General features: G+C 49.4%; 16 protein-coding genes, 1 tRNA gene and 2 pseudogenes. 9 read left to right on the top strand and 10 right to left on the bottom strand.

Going from position 1 to position 17,366, the window contains the following annotated elements; translation table 11 throughout:
* Nucleotides 1-664, bottom strand: a pseudogene (locus tag ACQ4MY_RS28780) (IS3 family transposase); the annotation flags it as partial.
* A 242-nt stretch (nucleotides 665-906) separates the two neighbouring features.
* On the opposite strand from ACQ4MY_RS28780, the gene ACQ4MY_RS28785 reads away from it, so the two are divergent.
* The 8 genes and pseudogenes from ACQ4MY_RS28785 (at nucleotide 907) to ACQ4MY_RS28820 (ending at nucleotide 7,042) form a co-directional block, all read left to right on the top strand.
* Entirely contained in the window at nucleotides 907-1,863 is a 957-nt protein-coding gene (locus ACQ4MY_RS28785) for a tyrosine-type recombinase/integrase (protein WP_440097253.1), read from the top strand.
* A gap of 45 nt (nucleotides 1,864-1,908) precedes the next feature.
* A pseudogene (locus ACQ4MY_RS28790) lies at nucleotides 1,909-2,154 on the top strand (site-specific integrase); the annotation flags it as partial.
* Between the two features lie 1,144 nt (nucleotides 2,155-3,298).
* The gene (locus ACQ4MY_RS28795; RefSeq protein WP_440097255.1) at nucleotides 3,299-3,502 is read left to right on the top strand and encodes a hypothetical protein; all 204 of its coding nucleotides are present in this window, start codon (nucleotides 3,299-3,301) and stop codon (nucleotides 3,500-3,502) included.
* Nucleotides 3,489-3,740: a hypothetical protein gene (locus ACQ4MY_RS28800; protein ID WP_440097256.1), complete on the top strand. Its 252-nt coding sequence runs from the start codon at nucleotides 3,489-3,491 to the stop codon at nucleotides 3,738-3,740. The genes ACQ4MY_RS28795 and ACQ4MY_RS28800 overlap by 14 nt, the downstream gene beginning before the upstream one ends.
* Complete coding sequence (locus ACQ4MY_RS28805; RefSeq protein WP_440097257.1) at nucleotides 3,737-4,213, top strand: hypothetical protein; 477 nt, start codon at nucleotides 3,737-3,739, stop codon at nucleotides 4,211-4,213. Before ACQ4MY_RS28800 ends, ACQ4MY_RS28805 begins: the two co-directional genes overlap by 4 nt.
* A 339-nt stretch (nucleotides 4,214-4,552) precedes the next feature.
* A complete protein-coding gene (locus ACQ4MY_RS28810; protein ID WP_440097258.1) occupies nucleotides 4,553-5,347 on the top strand; it encodes a hypothetical protein in 795 nt (264 codons plus the stop codon).
* Between the two features lie 794 nt (nucleotides 5,348-6,141).
* Complete coding sequence (locus ACQ4MY_RS28815; RefSeq protein WP_440097259.1) at nucleotides 6,142-6,357, top strand: hypothetical protein; 216 nt, start codon at nucleotides 6,142-6,144, stop codon at nucleotides 6,355-6,357.
* Nucleotides 6,358-6,487: 130 nt separating this feature from the next.
* The gene (locus ACQ4MY_RS28820; protein ID WP_440097260.1) at nucleotides 6,488-7,042 is read left to right on the top strand and encodes a tyrosine-type recombinase/integrase; all 555 of its coding nucleotides are present in this window, start codon (nucleotides 6,488-6,490) and stop codon (nucleotides 7,040-7,042) included.
* A 471-nt stretch (nucleotides 7,043-7,513) separates the two neighbouring features.
* Here the strand turns inward: ACQ4MY_RS28820 and ACQ4MY_RS28825 are convergent, their stop codons facing one another.
* From ACQ4MY_RS28825 to ACQ4MY_RS28855, 7 genes are all read right to left on the bottom strand, one after another.
* A complete protein-coding gene (locus tag ACQ4MY_RS28825) occupies nucleotides 7,514-8,227 on the bottom strand; it encodes a hypothetical protein (protein WP_440097261.1) in 714 nt (237 codons plus the stop codon).
* A 120-nt stretch (nucleotides 8,228-8,347) separates the two neighbouring features.
* Complete coding sequence (locus ACQ4MY_RS28830; RefSeq protein WP_440097262.1) at nucleotides 8,348-9,052, bottom strand: hypothetical protein; 705 nt, start codon at nucleotides 9,050-9,052, stop codon at nucleotides 8,348-8,350.
* Nucleotides 9,053-9,709: 657 nt separating this feature from the next.
* Nucleotides 9,710-10,381: a DUF2971 domain-containing protein gene (locus ACQ4MY_RS28835; RefSeq protein ID WP_440097263.1), complete on the bottom strand. Its 672-nt coding sequence runs from the start codon at nucleotides 10,379-10,381 to the stop codon at nucleotides 9,710-9,712.
* A 123-nt stretch (nucleotides 10,382-10,504) separates the two neighbouring features.
* Entirely contained in the window at nucleotides 10,505-11,935 is a 1,431-nt protein-coding gene (locus ACQ4MY_RS28840; protein WP_440097264.1) for a hypothetical protein, read from the bottom strand.
* Nucleotides 11,936-12,194: 259 nt separating this feature from the next.
* A complete protein-coding gene (locus tag ACQ4MY_RS28845) occupies nucleotides 12,195-12,467 on the bottom strand; it encodes a hypothetical protein (RefSeq protein WP_440097265.1) in 273 nt (90 codons plus the stop codon).
* A gap of 3 nt (nucleotides 12,468-12,470) precedes the next feature.
* A complete protein-coding gene (locus ACQ4MY_RS28850) occupies nucleotides 12,471-12,725 on the bottom strand; it encodes a hypothetical protein (protein ID WP_440097266.1) in 255 nt (84 codons plus the stop codon).
* Between the two features lie 959 nt (nucleotides 12,726-13,684).
* Nucleotides 13,685-13,761 (bottom strand) — tRNA-Val (locus ACQ4MY_RS28855).
* A 185-nt stretch (nucleotides 13,762-13,946) separates the two neighbouring features.
* Between ACQ4MY_RS28855 and ACQ4MY_RS28860 the strand changes: the two genes are divergently transcribed.
* Nucleotides 13,947-15,230 (top strand): NAD(P)/FAD-dependent oxidoreductase, encoded by a 1,284-nt coding sequence (locus tag ACQ4MY_RS28860; protein WP_440097267.1) that lies wholly within the window; start codon nucleotides 13,947-13,949, stop codon nucleotides 15,228-15,230.
* Between the two features lie 130 nt (nucleotides 15,231-15,360).
* Here ACQ4MY_RS28860 and ACQ4MY_RS28865 read toward each other — a convergent pair whose 3' ends face one another.
* Together ACQ4MY_RS28865 and ACQ4MY_RS28870 are read right to left on the bottom strand one after the other, a co-directional pair.
* The gene (locus tag ACQ4MY_RS28865; protein ID WP_440097268.1) at nucleotides 15,361-16,332 is read right to left on the bottom strand and encodes an XdhC family protein; all 972 of its coding nucleotides are present in this window, start codon (nucleotides 16,330-16,332) and stop codon (nucleotides 15,361-15,363) included.
* Nucleotide 16,333: 1 nt separating this feature from the next.
* Nucleotides 16,334-17,366 (bottom strand): c-type cytochrome (locus ACQ4MY_RS28870; RefSeq protein WP_440097269.1); only part of this gene is annotated, 1,033 nt, incomplete at its 5' end.

The following is a 17,366-nucleotide window of genomic DNA, read 5'->3' on the forward strand; positions in this document are numbered from 1 at the left end:
TAGGCCCGTCTGCGGGGAACCAGTTCGCGCCGATCTCGCAAGATATCGAATAAACGGTCTCGACCAACCTTTACGGAAACTTCTGGCTCAGTGCGCATTAGATTGTGAAGTTTTCGGGTGCCAAGGCGCGGTTGCCTAAGTCGCTTCTCCCTCACGAACCCCATCACTTCCTGGGCATGACGGGCCCGGGCATCACATGCCCGGTTGCGCTTGTAATAAGCCTGACGGGAAATCCCTATGAACTGGCAAGCCCGACTAATGCTCAGGTCTTGGATCTGCCCTTGGGAGAGGACTTGCCGGATCGCTTTTTTACGACAGAAACACCGAAGTCGTTCTTCAAAACATCAACGACGGCTTCGAAAAACTGAGCTTTCTGGTTGGCTTGGGCAAGCTTTTCTTCAAGCTCTTTGATTTGCTGTTCGGGTGTCAGCGGTTTATCGGGCTCATCCATGGAACGGGGTCTCTTGGAGCGAATGGACGCGCCTTGACTCCAGTCCTGCCGACCATGCCTGCGTAACCAGTTCAGCACAGTCGTTTTACCCTGAATGCCATAGCGCTCTTGAGCCTCTTTATAACTCAACTCGCCTTTTTCGACCTGATCGACGACCGACAATTTAAAGGTCAGCGTGTAATCACGCTGGCTGCGCCTTTTTCCCGTGTTCATTACGTCCTCCTGAGAATGGGTCAGAAGGTGTAAACCTTATTCAGGACGGGACACAGACAACAAAAAAGGGCCCACCTTTCGGTGAGCCCTTCTAGACCGCCCAGCAGAGCGGATTTTGTTTGGTAGGCGCGATTGGACTCGAACCAACGACCCCCACCATGTCAATGTCTGCTTGCGCAAGCTGCAAGCCTTGCTGCTCTTGGATTTCACAGAACGCCCATTCACATCATGAGGCGTCAAAAATGGCCACTTTCCGCTTACTTCCGTCCGGCAACTGGAATGCTCAGGTACGGATTCAAGGCAAATCTCCCCAGTCGAAAACCTTCAGCACCAAGGCAGAAGCTGAGTCATGGGCGAACCATCTCGAAGCCGTGACGGTGGAACGCAAGCATCACAATATATATACGCTGGGCATGACCTACTGCGAAACCATGCTCAAAGGGAAAGGCAGCTACGACCACGCACTTAAAATCGTGGAGCATCTGGGCAGGCATTTCTACCAGCCCATTCACGAAATCACGCCGCAAATGATCAATGACTTCAAGATTATGCGATTGAAGAAGGTGAAGCCGTCGACGTGCAGGACACAACTCGCATTCATGTCCCGCTTCTACAGGTTCGCTAAACGCGGCCTACTGATTGACATTCACAACCCTGTCAGTGATATCGCACTTCCAAAGCCTGATCGTTCTTCCGACAAAGTGATTAGTGCAAGCGAGCTTGAGCGGTTAATGGCAAAGCTGTCACCCATCATGAAACCCATTGTCGAACTGGCATATGAGACTGCCATGCGGCGATCCGAAATTCTGAAGCTGACCAAAGACTGTCTGCACCTCAAAGAACGCATTGCCGATGTGATCGATGGAAAGAACGGCACACGGTCAGTTCCCCTCACCCACCGTGCGGTAGAGATTCTTGAACTCGCCCAATTGTGGGCTACTGTAGAACGTCACCCGAACAACCTAATCTTCACAGTCACTCCGCATGCCGTCTCTCAGGCCGTGCGTCTGGCACGTGTTAAGGCTGGACTGGATAGTAGCGTTAGACTGCATCAACTCAGGCACACCAGAATTACCAACGTGGCCAAGAAGGGATTCAACAACGCTCAGATCATGATTGTGTCAGGGCACAGAGATACACGATCCGTAGCGCGGTACTCCCACTTAAATGTCAGGGACGTACTGCACCTGATCGACTGATCAAACAACGGGGGCAGCCATGATGAGTTAGGAGTTGGCTGCCTCTCTCCTTCCAAATGGTTCGTCAGCTCCAAGGCAGTATGCTGAGCCACCGCCCCAAAGAAAACCATTCACAGTTTCCGTCACACAATGATCGATGACCTACGGAATGCTGGAATACAAGACTTCTTGATCAAGCGTATAGCTGGTCACAACGACTCTGCCGTCACCTTCGGTGTTTACGGTATCCGCACCCCTATCAAAGCAATGGCCGAAGCAATCCGACACCTAAACTTTCACTTAGAAAAATAGTTAACGTAAGTGTCAACATTAGTGCGGACTCTATTGACAAATGAGAATTATTCGTGCTAAAATGTTCTTATAGTGGAGTTGAGACAGTTACGCTGTCTTTCCAGTGTAAAGCCATACACTGCGATCTCTTATGAATTTCTGCCTCCTTATTTAATTCGTGAGTAGATAGCTGTTCCTCCACTACTAAATTCTCAGACCCATAACCTTCACCGGCATGGGTTTTTTTATGCCTGAACCAGACACTTTCTGACATTTACAAACTATCGAGGTAGCATCCTTATGCATATCACCCATTGCCGTGCGTGCAATATCCAATTAATCAACAAACGGGCACATGCTGTAACCTGTTCAAGCAAATGCAGGAACAAAATCTGGAGACAATCGAGAATTACTATGTTGCCAGTGTCAGTAATGCTCAGTCTTACCAGCCATTCATTCTTCACTAAAGCTGCTAATGCTGCGGGCGTATCAATCAACAGCTATATCCATGATCGCCTGATCCAAAATATGGAGTGCTCGCAATGAAAATATTTCTTAATGAACGAGCTGTATACCAACTTGAAGAGCTAATGCACAGGGCTGGTCACACCAACCATCAACACTGCCTCCAAGTTTTGATCACTACAGTGACAAATAACATCCGCAAAGCAGATGCAAAGAAGCAAACAACAAACATCTAAACACCATCCAATCCCAAAATACTTTTCACCGGAGTAAGAGGATCATCATATAAGGAATCGAATCATGAATTACCTAGTAACTCATAAACCATCCCAGTTAATTCTTAAAGCAATCACAACATCTCATACACCAATACCTGATCGAGATCATGTGTTTCATTCCGCATCAACCACAGTGCTTGATAAGTACTATAAATTGGCAACTAAAGCTCGTCGCAATGGTGTGTTAGTAAATGTGAGTGACCTCGCGAATGTCAGCCCAAGTTTCTTGCAATCACTGACAGATTCAAAGCACCAACACTAAGCCATTTCATTGGCCCAAACCGATTAAATATGCATACTCCTGACTACCCTACAGGGTACGGCGTATTGCACGTATACAGCCTTTGTAAACCGGGCATCTAAAACGCCAAAAGCACCTTGTCACAGGTGTCTTTCACACAAACAACCAAAGGAATAAACAATTGATTATCGAAACAACTTTCGATCTGGATCGTTTGCTTGCCGTCAAACAAATGGTTCACTTCATTCACTTGAAACAATCAGCCATTGCAGCGGGTGACAAGGTTGAAGCACGGAGAGCGACTGACATCATTGATCATCTTACCACAGAGCACGGATTATCAGCACCACATGAAGCTCAGGAGAATTCAAATGAGCTGCAGTAGTTTGGAGTACGTCAACAGAGGAATCACAAGGGCATTTGAACGACGACGTGCAATGCAACAACAAACAAAACAATATCTGGAACGGGTGGCACGAGTACAGAGCGCTGATAGCGTTGCAGGTGATTCAAATACAATCAACACCGTTAACAACACCATCACTAAACTGAGTGATGAAGAACACAAACAAACCATCGTACAAACGATGATCGCACTTATCCACAAAAGGAAAATTAAATGACTGATAAAATAACCATCAAGGGTGTGCCACCAAAGTTTGATGAACAGATTTTGAAGCGGCGTAAAGAAGCTCGGTATAATGTTTATGATCAAACTGATGAATGTACCGTGCTCGTACGTGGTGAAATCCCAACTCAGTTCCTCAGCAATGTAATTGATCACCATACTAAAGGTTACACGCTATGTCTGAAATACCCGGTGTCAACTGCTCCTGGTAGTTACAGTTGCCGTATGGAAAAGCCTGACTCAATTAAGATCAGTGAGCGCCAAGCGCTTGATGATGAAGTGAAGCTTGAATACGTTGCTTGGCTTGAAAGCGAGCGTGGGAACTATAAGCAGTTGCTCACTGCTCAATTGCTTATAGCAGCAGAAGCGAAAGAGAAAAAGAAAGAAGAAGATAAACGTGCCAAACTGCTTTCTGAAATTGAGAAGGAGGTAGCAGCCACCTTCGGCGTTCTGGTGGTGCCTGACTAACACAGCGACACCTACCAGAAAGTCGTATAACGCGATTACAGGCCGTTTCCCAATGAGAATCCGTGCTATGGCTCCGACAACGTAACGAGCGTTGTACGGAGCTTTTGCTCGCCATCAATTCCTGATGCGGGTGCAGCCCACTTCATTTACAGAACCTATTTCTTTAGAAAACTATTTTTATTTAGAGAAGTCAAAGATGCTTGACGCCACTTTTATAGAATGCTTCCATTAGATGGAGGCGAGAACTGCAAGCGGTTTTAAAGTCTTAAATTTACCAAAACCAACCGGCAGCTACCGAAAGGAATTGCCTATGAATTGAACTAACAAAGGAGAATTACCATGAGCAATACGCACAAAGAACAACAAGCTATCGCCCTACGCCAAGAAGGAATGTCCTACAAGAAGATCGAGCTGATAACCGGCCTGACAGACTATAAAATCAAGTGTCTGACAAAAGGAATCCAGAAGGTTACGCCGATCAACACACCGCTTGCCAAATCTGTAGAGCGCGTGTATCCGCTGGCGAAAAGGCAGCATGGTATTCGTGATTACGAACTGCGCGACATCATGCATGAGGAATACGGATCGACGTGGGACACCAAAAATGGCAAGTACATCAGCAGCTACGACCAGAACGACCTCAAGTATGTGAAACAGAAGGTTCGCTTCCGCGCGACACAGGATGACTGCAATGTACTGTTCACACCTGACTGGATTGATGAGGGGGCGCCCACTGCTGGTCGTGAGTTTCTTGAAGCCGCTGCCGAAGACATAGCGGTGAGGATCGAAGAACATACGAATCGGTATATGGATTGTCACTCCACACGCTGGAGAGAAGACAGTGAAGAGGTCGACCTTGCCCAACGCAAGCAACACTACGCCGCGAAACGCCACCTGCTGAAGCTGGCAATCCAAGGTTACGGAATGGAACCGCTGGCTAGATTGCTGGAACGTTCACTTGTCCTAACAGACTTGCTTGATAGAACACCCGACACCCCAATGACCAGTGCTAATGGTGACTGGCATGTTGATGAGGCGTCGGAGTATTACCCTGAGCCGACCCGCGCTAACCCGTTCCTAGACTACGTTGAGTCTCAAGGCTGGCTGAAAGACGTTGAGGGCAGCTTTGCTTGACACCCTCAGCGAAAATCGCTGGCTTTTCCCACCATACTAAAGAGCCAGCGAAGCGGCGAAATAGCATGGGTTAAAAGCGTAAGCTTTGAAAGGTGTATTCTCCGGTTACCGGAGGCAAGGTGTTAGTGCGATACGTAAAAAGAAGAGAGGGACAAGCTCCCTCAAAACAAAGAGTATGGTCTTAGAGAATACTATTCTGTCATTCATGACAGGAAGCATCTACTCAGTGTAAACACTGGAAGAGAGCCAAAAGCGTGATGGGCTTTCGCTTCCATCTTTAAAAAGCAGCTCGCTAGCGCTCACCTTGCGGACATGTTCTGTATATGAGAGCTACCAGCTTTCTAGTCTTTTTCTGATTGACAATCAGAACATGTCAGCAATCTCCTGTGTGAGAACACACAGAAATAATTTTGAATAATCATCAGGGAAACAGGATAGTTATCAGAACCAGTATCAGGAGTGACAAGCAGTCACAACAGTCTGATATGTATGCGGTAATGTCCCACAGCATTGATTACACCTGGGTTCCAGTCAATTCAGGTTAAACGCCGTTGGCTTCCTCTCCAATTTCCACACAAGGTGAAAGTAATACAGTTGAAAGCCAAACAAAACCACTCCAGTCACGACGTCAAAGCCAGCTCTAGATGATCGCCCATCACAAACCTACTGTGCTTACCGCTACAGGGTGTTGGCGTTAACCATGACTGGTATGTCGATCTCACCACAGATGCCACTACACGCCATCACCCACAAGCTGGGCTACGATCCTTACATCACTATCAAGGAAGACACCCATGCTAGACAACAACGCCAACATCGCCGCCGCTGATGCGTTAACTTTGTTACTGCACAACCAACACGCTCTCGCTGCTGCGATTGAAGAAATAGCTGTATGGGCAAGGTCAACAGGTTCCTCCGTGACGCATGGCAACGTGATTGCAGCACTGGAAACCATCGACAGGAACGCATCTGCCATCACCACCGCTATCAACCACCTACGTCAAGTATGATCAAAGACTATCTCTAATTAACAGAATAGCATTGTGTAAATTAGCAAGCCCTTGAAAACGCTAGACTTCATCCAGCTGGACGTGCTCTAATTAACACATTAAAACTAGATCACGTGGAGTGTTAATTAGGATGAACATCGTAGAGGCTGTCAAAACAGAAGGCGAAGCTGAGATTATTTCTCGCAAGCTGACACTCAATGCGAGGGGCAATACTCTGTACGCTGACATCTGGCGTTTCGGTGTCAACACCGCACTCCGTATCAGTGATCTGCTGAGACTCACCTTTGAGGATGTCACCTGTAACAAGCTGGTGATCAAGGAGAGCAAAACCAGCAAGACCCGGTGCATCGACCTCAATACTTCAGCCAAGGCGATCATAGAACGTCGCAGGAAAGCACAGCCGGATCACACCTTCTTGTTTCAGGTGGATAGTAACCGGGCGAAGAACAAACCTGTAAGCCGTATTGCGGTTGCAACTGCATTCAAAGCTGTAGGTGATGAAATGAGCATTCAGCTAGGCACGCACTCCATGCGTAAAACTCGTGGCTGGTTGATGTACAACGGTGGAGTGTCCATTGAAAAGATTTGCAAGGTACTGAACCATTCCAGTCCCGCTGTCACCATGGCATACATCGGCATCACTCAAGCTGAAGTTGACGCCACTTATCATGAATTCGTATTCTGATTTCTTGCAATAACTTCTGAGTAACAGTACACGCCAATTTAGTATTGACACTAGTATCAAGATAAAACAGCCTGTACGTGATCCTGCGAACTCTCAGGTCACACGTCGACCATCGTTACAGGATTTTATTATTACAAGCCACCCAACCGGGTCTGATTTCTGAATCATGTCGAACGCTGGCGACTAATATTCAAACAACATCTACGGATTTACACTGAAGTCTACTATGCGCTTGAACGCTGATTGCCAACTCCGGAATGGAGGGAAGCGGCAATATCACAAAAGAAATCCTTGAAATCATGGCATGGTGGCGGTTGGCGGTTGGCGGTGTCGCCACCGAGTACAAAATCAAGAAGAAACAGCGACGACCTGATTGTAACCTCTACTGCAACATCCTTCTTGAACCTAGCTTATAGTGTACTCTCACTTTTCAGCGACAAAATGACTCATGCGAAAGCACACTAAATAGAGTCATCTCAACACAGAGCGAAACTGAGCAACCATATTTTTGATAGACTCTTTTTCAAAGAACCCAAGTTCACGAGGGTAACTTAAAATAGCCCACTCGGAGTAAGCCTCAGCCATCCCAAGCAAATGATGAACCTTTACCGGAAGCATTATAGTAATCATATCAACGTACCTAGAATGCTCCTTCTCTGGACACAAATCTTTCACAATTTTGAATAGAGCACAAAATGCCTTAACGACTGAATATAAAGATTCATGAGACCGTTCATCTAACTCATTAATTAACTTGCACGCTTCCTCAAAGGACCTCTCTCTTTGTGTAATTGCCCGCTGAATAAATGCTACCGACTCACCCGCCTCGATAAAATCCTCTTTCCCCGCACCCACTTTGAGCTTTAAGCTCCGATATTCAGCCAAAGCCATTTCAGCAAAATTAAATAGAGACCCCTCAAACGCTCTAAGCCTTTCATTATAGCGTGCCTCGGCCAAGTCCGATTTCGCCTGCTCAGCCTGATCTATCGCCTGCTCCAGAGCCTTTTCTTGAGAGCTAAAACTCTTTATCAAAAGATAAATAGTAATAAAGTTCAACAGAGGGTTTAGTATACCTCCGGTGTAATCGCCAAAAGTCCCCCAAACCCCCTGCTCCGACGATAGCTCACCACCGAAGGCATAATAGTAGACACCCCAAACTACAGATAGAAAGGCGACGGCCAGCACAACAGGACTATACTTACGCATCGACGGAGTGAAGAATGTAGTGTTTTACACGACCATCAAATGCAAGCACCTCAGTAACAATCGCTTTTACCTTATAAAGGTCATCATTGGCCAATCGTTTCAAACTATCCGCCAAAGCATTTTTTTAGACCTCGGCATCAACTTAATGCTTTTTGGGGAAAAGCTTATAGACTCGGAATCTTCCTCTTCAATAAACCTCCCGGTTCCTCTTCTTGCATTGAAACGACTAACCGCAACTTCAATAGTTTTCTTATGAGGGCTCTTAGTTTCAGCAAAAAGATAGTTGCCGGTATTTTTATCAAAAGATAATAGCGGAGTCCTTGCTTTACTCAGAGTAACTTTATAACCCTGCCCCGTTACAGGATGATGAATTCTTTCCAGCGGTCTTTTTAATCGCTCTAATAACTCATCCGAATGCTTCATTTGCCTGTACCACTGATTCGCCTTTCGAAACTCAAGCTTGGTACTACCACCCACCGGAATCCGCAGATGAAGCCTAAGCAACTCGATATATGCATCCATACCAATATACTTAATTACTCTAATAGACTCCTCGCCATTGAATTCCAACTCAATCTTCTGCCTAAACGAACCAACAAAAGAATTTTTAAAATTTAGACTAAACCCTTTAACAGAGGGCGTTTGCTTCACTATATTATCATTAACAATCGCATGAGTTGTTAAGGCCACTGCCTCCGCAAGACCACCTATAGCGTCTGCTCCGTAGTAAAGATTCAGACCATGAAATTTACTTTCACCAGAGTCAAATGTTAATTCCAGTGGAACGATGATGTTACCTTGCATACCATTACCACCTCAATAAATAAAAATCAGTTACCATTCGACACTAGGAAACTAACCGGGCTTTACGAGGAAGACTTTAAACAAGATAACGATGTTTATAGAAAACTGATTACTGATTATTCTTCCATAAACGCAGCAGCTTGCATGAACTCCTTTCCCGCATAGCGATACCAATAAGCACCCATTGGCACCCGTAGGCACATAGCCACTATAACGCGCTATAGCTGAAAACCCAATATGGCCAAAGAAAAAGAGACACCGAACAGGAAAGTGGCATTCGTCACCCTCAGCGGTACAGACCCTACCAAAGCAGATAAGATGACTATGCAGGTTTTATGGGGAGGGCGATAGCTGCGTTAGAGCACTATCTACTGACGAAGCGCACTTAACAAGACCGATTTTAGCTAAGGCTGAGGGTAATAAGCTGGGTAGGCCAAAAGCAACCGACACCACCTCATCATTGCAGCGTCTGAAATCGCAGGAATGACCCAAGCACAGGTATAATTTGAACTGATGCCTTGCTAAGCAAAAATCTAAATAGACCCTCAAAACCGCCATACGGCCGTGACGCCGGGGCGGCTACCAAGGCAAATCATCGCACATACCTTCATTGCTATTCAAATATTTTCCCACCTAGTCACAGGCCATCCGTTTACATCAACGAGACTTGACGGTATAGAGCTTCGATTTACTAACAGCACCTGAAAACCCTAAGACATCCTGTATATAATGTCGCATAGCGTGACAGAGTTCATTCGGAGCCCTAGGATCGAACAAGACGGAGTCAATCAAATCGACGCCGTCGAAATTAACTACAATTCCTTTCCGCGTACCACTTTCCTTTCTCTCAAAATTCGAATTGAACAGTATTGCTCTAAATTCGCTTTCATGTTCGAACGCTGACCTTTTGATACACAACAGATCAGCGCCTAAAGAAGGGCTACAGAAGTCTTTGTCAGCGATAAGAGCCTCGATTGCCGCAGTCTCTTTCTTATAGCCCGATTGATCAAGGTACTTCACCCTCTCCAACCGCCTCTTGAAGCTCTTGTTTTTTGCAGTATAACCCTGCATAACCTGATTTAGCTTTCCCACTTTAGTGCGAAGGCGAACACCAAGAAAATTTGGCGAGTATATTCTCCACATTGCATCCGACATACTAGCCGTTGTCCAGCACTGAGCAAATATTGCATGATCATAACTATGTTTCACATGTGTTTCATAAGGGTCCTCCCACTGAGAGGGATGCGAAAAATAAAGCGCCCCCTTTAAAACCTGCACAGCGTGATCAAACCTCATAATACGGTACAAGTATTTATCTTCTGAAGTCATAACTTCTCCACACCTATATTTAGTCCATCACTCACCCCAAACACTTACACTTACAAGGTTACAGCCAAAATAATTCAACTCAGCATCAGCTCTCCCGCATACAACCTGAGGACAGCACGCGAATCAATTAATTAAATTACTCCATTGCTGTCTCAAGCCTTCAAAAATATTATCCCGTTCTTCATTATAAATTCTCACCAACTCTTCGACATCCTTATCCTCCAAAACAAGCATATACCCCCTTCTATCCTTGGCAGTATCTTTGCATCTCTCCAACAAAAGAGCCCTATCCTCAATAGACCGACATACTAGAATACCAACCTGCCCCCTACTTGGCCCAAACCTAGAAGACAGCTGATCAATTTCAGGATTACCGATCTCCTTTCCGTAATTTTTGCATTCAATAAATATCAATGGAGCGCAGTAATGGAGAGACAGCCATGCGAAAAATCCAGTCTTTGCTTCATTGCTATAAGTAATATCAACCCGCTTTCGACCTTGATGCAAAACGGCTTGCTTCTTAGGATTACAAAGGGAAGGATAGAAAATAACCGAGAAGATTTTTTCAATAATTTTTTCGTAAGCATCAGCATCATTTCTTCCCGGAGCCAAGCCCTTCATATCCAGCATTAGAGTCTTCAAGTCCGGAAGCTCTACCCCCTCCACCTCTGAAAGTTGCTCATGAGACAACGGTAAGGAAACATTATTTTCTTTATACTCCCTATACTCTTCCAGAACTCTTGGACGCAACTGAGTCTCCCTTACAGCAGCCAACTTATCACGCCCATACTTTTCCATCAGAGCCTTTTTAGTAACTCGCTCCCTACCGTTACTCAGAATCTCTACCAGACTCGATCTTGCGCTCAGATGCTCTTGCTGCATTTGAGGAAGCAAGTAATGCCGATAATACTCATCAAACTTATAGCTAAGACGCTGACGAACTAAAAGTTTAGGAACCAAAATTACCTTTCCGTAAGGTGTAATTGGCAATGGAACTAGAGCCGTTTCCCACCGCCCCTTCTCCGCATTCCATATAGGGCCAGAATCTACATCAGGAGTTAAAGGAACTCCGTAAAAAGAACACATGTCCTGAGTATACCTAATAAGCGGGCCACGCAAAATATTGCACACCGCATCAGATATCATGTCCGTCCCTATACCCGGAATTAGCAATGCAGTGTCTTCAAGGTCTCTCAGCAGACCAGTCTTTACAGCATCGCTTTGACTGAGGGCACCCCAAACACTCTTAGCCGATCCACTACCAAACCCATGGCCGCGAGACTCGTTGGCTGAATAACCCAAGTGAAACTCATTTCGTTCATTAAGCGACGAAAGCAGTCGTTGTGCTTTATCATTATTCCCAGAACGAATTAAAGTCAAAACTTCCTCAAAAAAAGTCTGGAGGAGTGACGATAGTTCATTCCCCCATGGACTACTTAATGACTTTATTGCACCCGGCTCCAAAAAAACGGGCACGTCCGTGTCCAAGCGAATATCGACAAAGTCTAAATATGGCTGTGTAAGACCAAGTTTGAAGTATTCAGAAAATCTCATCATTCCCTCGATGCCAAGTACGCCAAGGACTGACAATACCGGGAATCAAGGCATTTCGCTATCAATCTGCAACACCCCACCAGCCACATCTCGCAAACGACATCACCACCGCACTGGAACGACTTCATATGAATGCAGATGCGATCGACACAGCTACAGAAAGCTGCATCGACATCATCACTCAAGCTGAAGCAGATACCGCAATACAAAAACCCCGCCGAAGCGGGGTTTTTGCATCACACAAAGTCTTTCAAGACTATTACTGCCGCCACTCTGTCGGTTGCTGCTCTCCCGGCATTACCAACGCCTCATAATTCAAGATTCCCGCAGCACGTGCCGCAGCCGCTACGGTCGCCTTCGTATAACTGACAGCACTGTCTATCGTACTACCGGGATTGAACCATGCAGTCCACAAGGTTGTGAGCTTGTGCTTTGCATAGTTTTGACCCTTAAGATAGTCGTAAAACTTCGCTCTCGCTGCCTGAGGGACGTTACCGTTCAAGTCCACAGTCAAGGTTACAAAAATGGTCATGATTCACTCCCCCCGCGCTTTGTTGGCTTGGGAGACAACTGAACCCGCAAGGGTCTTTGTCTCTTGGCTGTACTTCTCGCTCTGAAGCACTCGACCTGCTTTCGCCTCCATCTCGGCACTAGTCTGCTTTCCGGTGTTGGTTTGAGCCAACGTGGAGGCTGCTAAGCTCTTGGCAATTGCAGAGGCGTGAGGATCGCGGAGGGTTTCAGAGGCCAGCTTGGCCACCTTCGCGGAGGACTGCTTTGAATTACTAGGCATGACATTTTACCTTTGTAGCAAAGGATAGAATTGTCACCCCCAAGGATTGCCGGTCAGCAGAGAGCTGTTGACGATCACGTCATTGTTTGGCTCAATGCAGTCCCCCTAGGGCTAACGTAGTCACTACTGTTTAGCTTTGGTTGGTGCGGGTGGTTGTGAATCGGTCTCGACAACTTAGATCACAACCGCTCGCAGACTTTCCTAAGTACCTCATTCGAGGTCAGTAGCTAGCGGCAAAACCCAATATGTAGGTTTTTTTTCACCGCTACGCCCAGCATATTGCGTTTCGTGTGGCGATTGCAACGTACTACCTGTGGATAAACCAGTGCGTAAATGCGTCTGAAAAACGGAACTGCCCTGCAAGCCCCGTGCCGACTGGTCTGGTTCATTTAATCTTTTTTCAGAAGGTGTGTGACCACCTTACTGGCGCACCATTTGTCCCGCCTCCTTGTCACCCTCCCGCCGGTATATATCGCTCTGCGGCCAACGCAACTGCTCACATTCAACCTTGAGCGTGCCAAGCTCTTTGCACGCCTGTCGATACATTGATATAAGCCCGGACAGCTCTTTGTGTGCGCTCCGAAGGTTCCGCCGAGGCAGCTCCAGCTCCGAGCATAACGAGTCGCATTTATGCTTCACCAGCTCTTCACGCTAGAGCAAGCCATGCTCAAATCCCACCTCATTGATTAAGTTGTCTGTCATTTGAGTAGCGCTACCTACACAGTTCTTACATACAGTGTAGCTCGAAAAACGGTCGCTCAAGCATGGAAGACAGATGACGAAGAGGATTGGGATATAGAGGAAAGATTGCGCATGAGAGACGGCTCCTTTGGTCGTTCACATTGCCCAGTGTGAATGAAGCCTATATTTTGTGAACGTTCTGAAGAAATCGCAGGCAACAAAAAAGGGCCCACCTTTCGGTGAGCCCTTCTAGACCGCCCAGCAGAGCGGATTTTGTTTGGTAGGCGCGATTGGACTCGAACCAACGACCCCCACCATGTCAAGGTGGTGCTCTAACCAACTGAGCTACGTGCCTGCTGTGAGGCGGCATTCTACGGAATTCCGGAGGGGTGTCAACACCTTTTTTTCACCTAACCCTATGAATATGCAAAATATTTAATTTCGGCCCGGCGGCATTGGATTTCCGGTGGCTGGCGGAGGTTTTTCAACTCGGGTAGGATCGCCGCACTCGTAAAATATATTAAACACAGAGGCTGCAGGATGGCGAACACTCCTTACCCCGAGTCTTATTATGCGGCGTCGGCCAATGCCGTACCGCCACGTCCTGCCTTGCAGGGTGATGTGGAGACGGACGTCTGCGTGATCGGCGCCGGGTATACCGGACTGTCTTCTGCGCTGTTCCTGCTGGAGAACGGTTTTCGCGTGACCGTGCTGGAAGCGGCCAAGGTCGGCTTCGGCGCCTCCGGGCGTAATGGCGGACAGATCGTTAATAGCTATAGCCGCGACATCGACGTGATCGAACGCAGCGTCGGCCCCAAGCAGGCGCAATTGCTCGGGCAGATGGCGTTTGAAGGCGGCCGGATCATTCGCGAGCGCGTGGCGAAATACAACATACAGTGCGACTTGAAGGATGGCGGCGTGTTTGCGGCCCTCACTGCCAAGCAAATGGGGCATCTGGAATCGCAGAAGCGCCTCTGGGAGCGCTTCGGCCATACACAACTGGAATTGCTCGATCAGCAGCGCATTCGCGAAGTGGTCGCGTGTGATCAATATATTGGCGGCATGCTCGACATGAGCGGTGGCCATATTCATCCGCTGAACCTGGCGCTCGGTGAAGCAGCTGCGGTTGAGTCGCTTGGCGGCACTATCTATGAACAATCGCCTGCCGTGCGCATCGAGCGCGGAGCCAACCCGGTGGTGCACACGCCACAAGGCCGGGTGCGCGCGAAATTCATTATCGTCGCCGGCAACGCCTACCTCGGCAATCTGGTGCCGGAACTGGCGGCCAAATCGATGCCCTGTGGCACACAGGTGATCACCACCGAGCCGCTGGGTGACGAATTGGCGAAAACACTGCTGCCCCAGGACTATTGCGTAGAAGACTGTAATTACCTGCTCGACTATTACCGCCTGACCGGCGACAAACGCCTGATCTTTGGCGGCGGCGTGGTATATGGCGCGCGCGATCCGGCGAATATCGAGGCGATCATCCGCCCGAAAATGCTCAAGGCGTTCCCGCAGCTCAAGGATGTGAAGATTGATTACGCCTGGACGGGCAATTTCCTGCTGACTCTGTCGCGCTTGCCGCAAGTGGGGCGTTTGGGCGACAACATTTATTACTCGCAGGGCTGCAGCGGCCATGGCGTGACGTATACGCATTTGGCGGGCAAGGTGCTGGCGGAGGCGTTGCGTGGGCAGGCTGAGCGTTTTGATGCGTTTGCGGATTTGCCGCATTACCCGTTCCCGGGCGGGCAGATGTTGCGCACGCCGTTTGCGGCGCTGGGGGCTTGGTATTACGGGTTGCGGGATAAGTACGGCTTTTAAATTCGAGCTATGGAAACCCTGTGGTGAGGGGATTTATCCCCGATGGGTCGCGCAGCGGCCCCAAAAAATGGGACTGCTACGCAGTCCATCGGGGATAAATCCCCTCGCCACAAATGCGTCTATGACTTAATCAGAGCTGGTCGCGGGCAATGCCGCTGCGAATCCGCAGAATATCCGCCAGCACCGCCAAGGCAATCTCCGCCGGCGTCTTGCTGCCGAGGTTAAGACCAATCGGCGCATGAATCCGCGCCAACTCCGCCTCCCCCAGCCCACCGATTCGACGCAACCGCTCAAAGCGCTTTTGCGACGTCTGCTGCGAGCCCATCACGCCAATGTAGAACGCTTCGGTGCGCACCGCTTCCATCATCGCCAGATCGTCGATGCGCGGATCATGGGTCAACGCGACAACCGCCGTATCACGGTGGCAGCCGCCATCGGCGATAAACACCGAAGGCAATTGCCGGCGAATCTCCACGCCATCCAGCACCACACCTTCGAGCACTTCATCGCGCGGATCACAAAGAATCACTTCAAACCCGAGGCCAACGGCGAACTCGGCACACGCCTGCGCCACGCTGGAATAGCCAGCGAGCAACAAGCGCTGCGCCGCGCCAATACGAATCCGCACACGATCGATCTCGCGCTCGATCCGCGCACCCTGCTCGCGATCAGCGAACAGGCTACGCGCACCACCGGCCAGATCGACCTCGCGAATCAAGCGACGCTGCCCCAGCAACGCCGACTCCAGTTCACGCAGATGCGCCTGCACCTCGCAGTCGGCGTCAAATTTCTCAACCAGCACATCGAGAATGCCGCCACAGGGCAGGCTGACCCGCGAACGCGGGTCGTCGCCCTCGCCGTAGCGCACGACGTTGACCGCATCGAGAAACGCACCGTCGGCAACACGCTCAAGGAAGTCTTCCTCGACGCAACCACCCGACAGCGACCCGATCCACTGCCCGCCATCGTTCACCGCCAGCAGCGAACCTGGCGCACGCGGTGCCGAGCCGTAAGTGGTCAGCACGGTGCAGAGCCAGATGCGCTGCCCCGCCACCGACCACTCCAGCGCCCGGCGCACCACTTGTAGATCGAGATGCTGCATGTCAGTGGGCCTTGTGCTCGATGGACGGTGCGTCGGCTTGCAGCTTCTGCACCTCGCTGACTGCCAGCTCGGCGGACTGCCCTCCCCACCCTTGACGCAGGTAGTTGAGCAGATCGGTCAGCTGTTCAGGACTGAGCTTGTCGGCGAAACCCGGCATCGGCTGCATGTGTTCGAACCCGGAGAACTTCTGCTCGCCGATACCATCTTCGATCACGCGCAACAGGTTGCGTGGGTCTTCCAGGCGCAACGTGGTATTGCCGCGCATGGCCACCGCGATGTGCGGTTTGCCTTCGCCACCGACCGCATGGCAACCGGCGCAGACGTTCAGGTATTCCTGCTGGCCGCGCCGGGCACTGGCACTGAGTTTGTCCACGGGCACTTCAACCAGCGTTTTCGCCGCTGGCGGTTTGTCGCCGAGCAGGAACGTCGCCATCGCCGCCAGATCGGTGTCGCTCAGGCCTTGCGTGCTGTTGTGGAACACCGGGAACATCTCGTTGAACATCGTCCCCTGCGCACTCATACCGTGCTTGAGGAACGTGCCCAGATCCTGCTCGTTCCAGCCGCGAGCGGCCAGATCGGTGGCCAACAAGCTCGGCGCCAGATAACCATTGAGGATGCCGCCGGTCAGGCGCTTGTCCAACTGCATCGCGCCCGGCAGGCCGCGTGGCGTATGGCATTCGCCGCAGTGGCCAAGGACTTCGACCATGTACTGGCCGCGTTTCCAGGCGTCACTTTTGCCTTCGGCCGGCTCCAGCTTCAACGCTTTGCCGTACATCATGTTCCAGCCGATCAGGCCTGGGCGCACGTTGAACGGAAAGCTCAGGCTGGTGACCGGGGCTGCACGCTCGATCGGCTCGATGGTTTTCAGGTACGCATGGATCGCGTCCGAATCTGCACGCGGCATCAGGTGATACGAGGTGTACGGCATCGCCGGATAGAGGTTCGCACCGTCACGACGCTTGCCTTCGGTCAGCGCAGCGAAGAACTCGTCATCGTTGTACAAACCGATGCCGTGCTCTTTGCTCGGCGTGATG

Origin of the sequence: Pseudomonas sp. SM4, assembly GCF_051913165.1 — a bacterium.
Taxonomy (GTDB): Bacteria; Pseudomonadota; Gammaproteobacteria; order Pseudomonadales; family Pseudomonadaceae; genus Aquipseudomonas.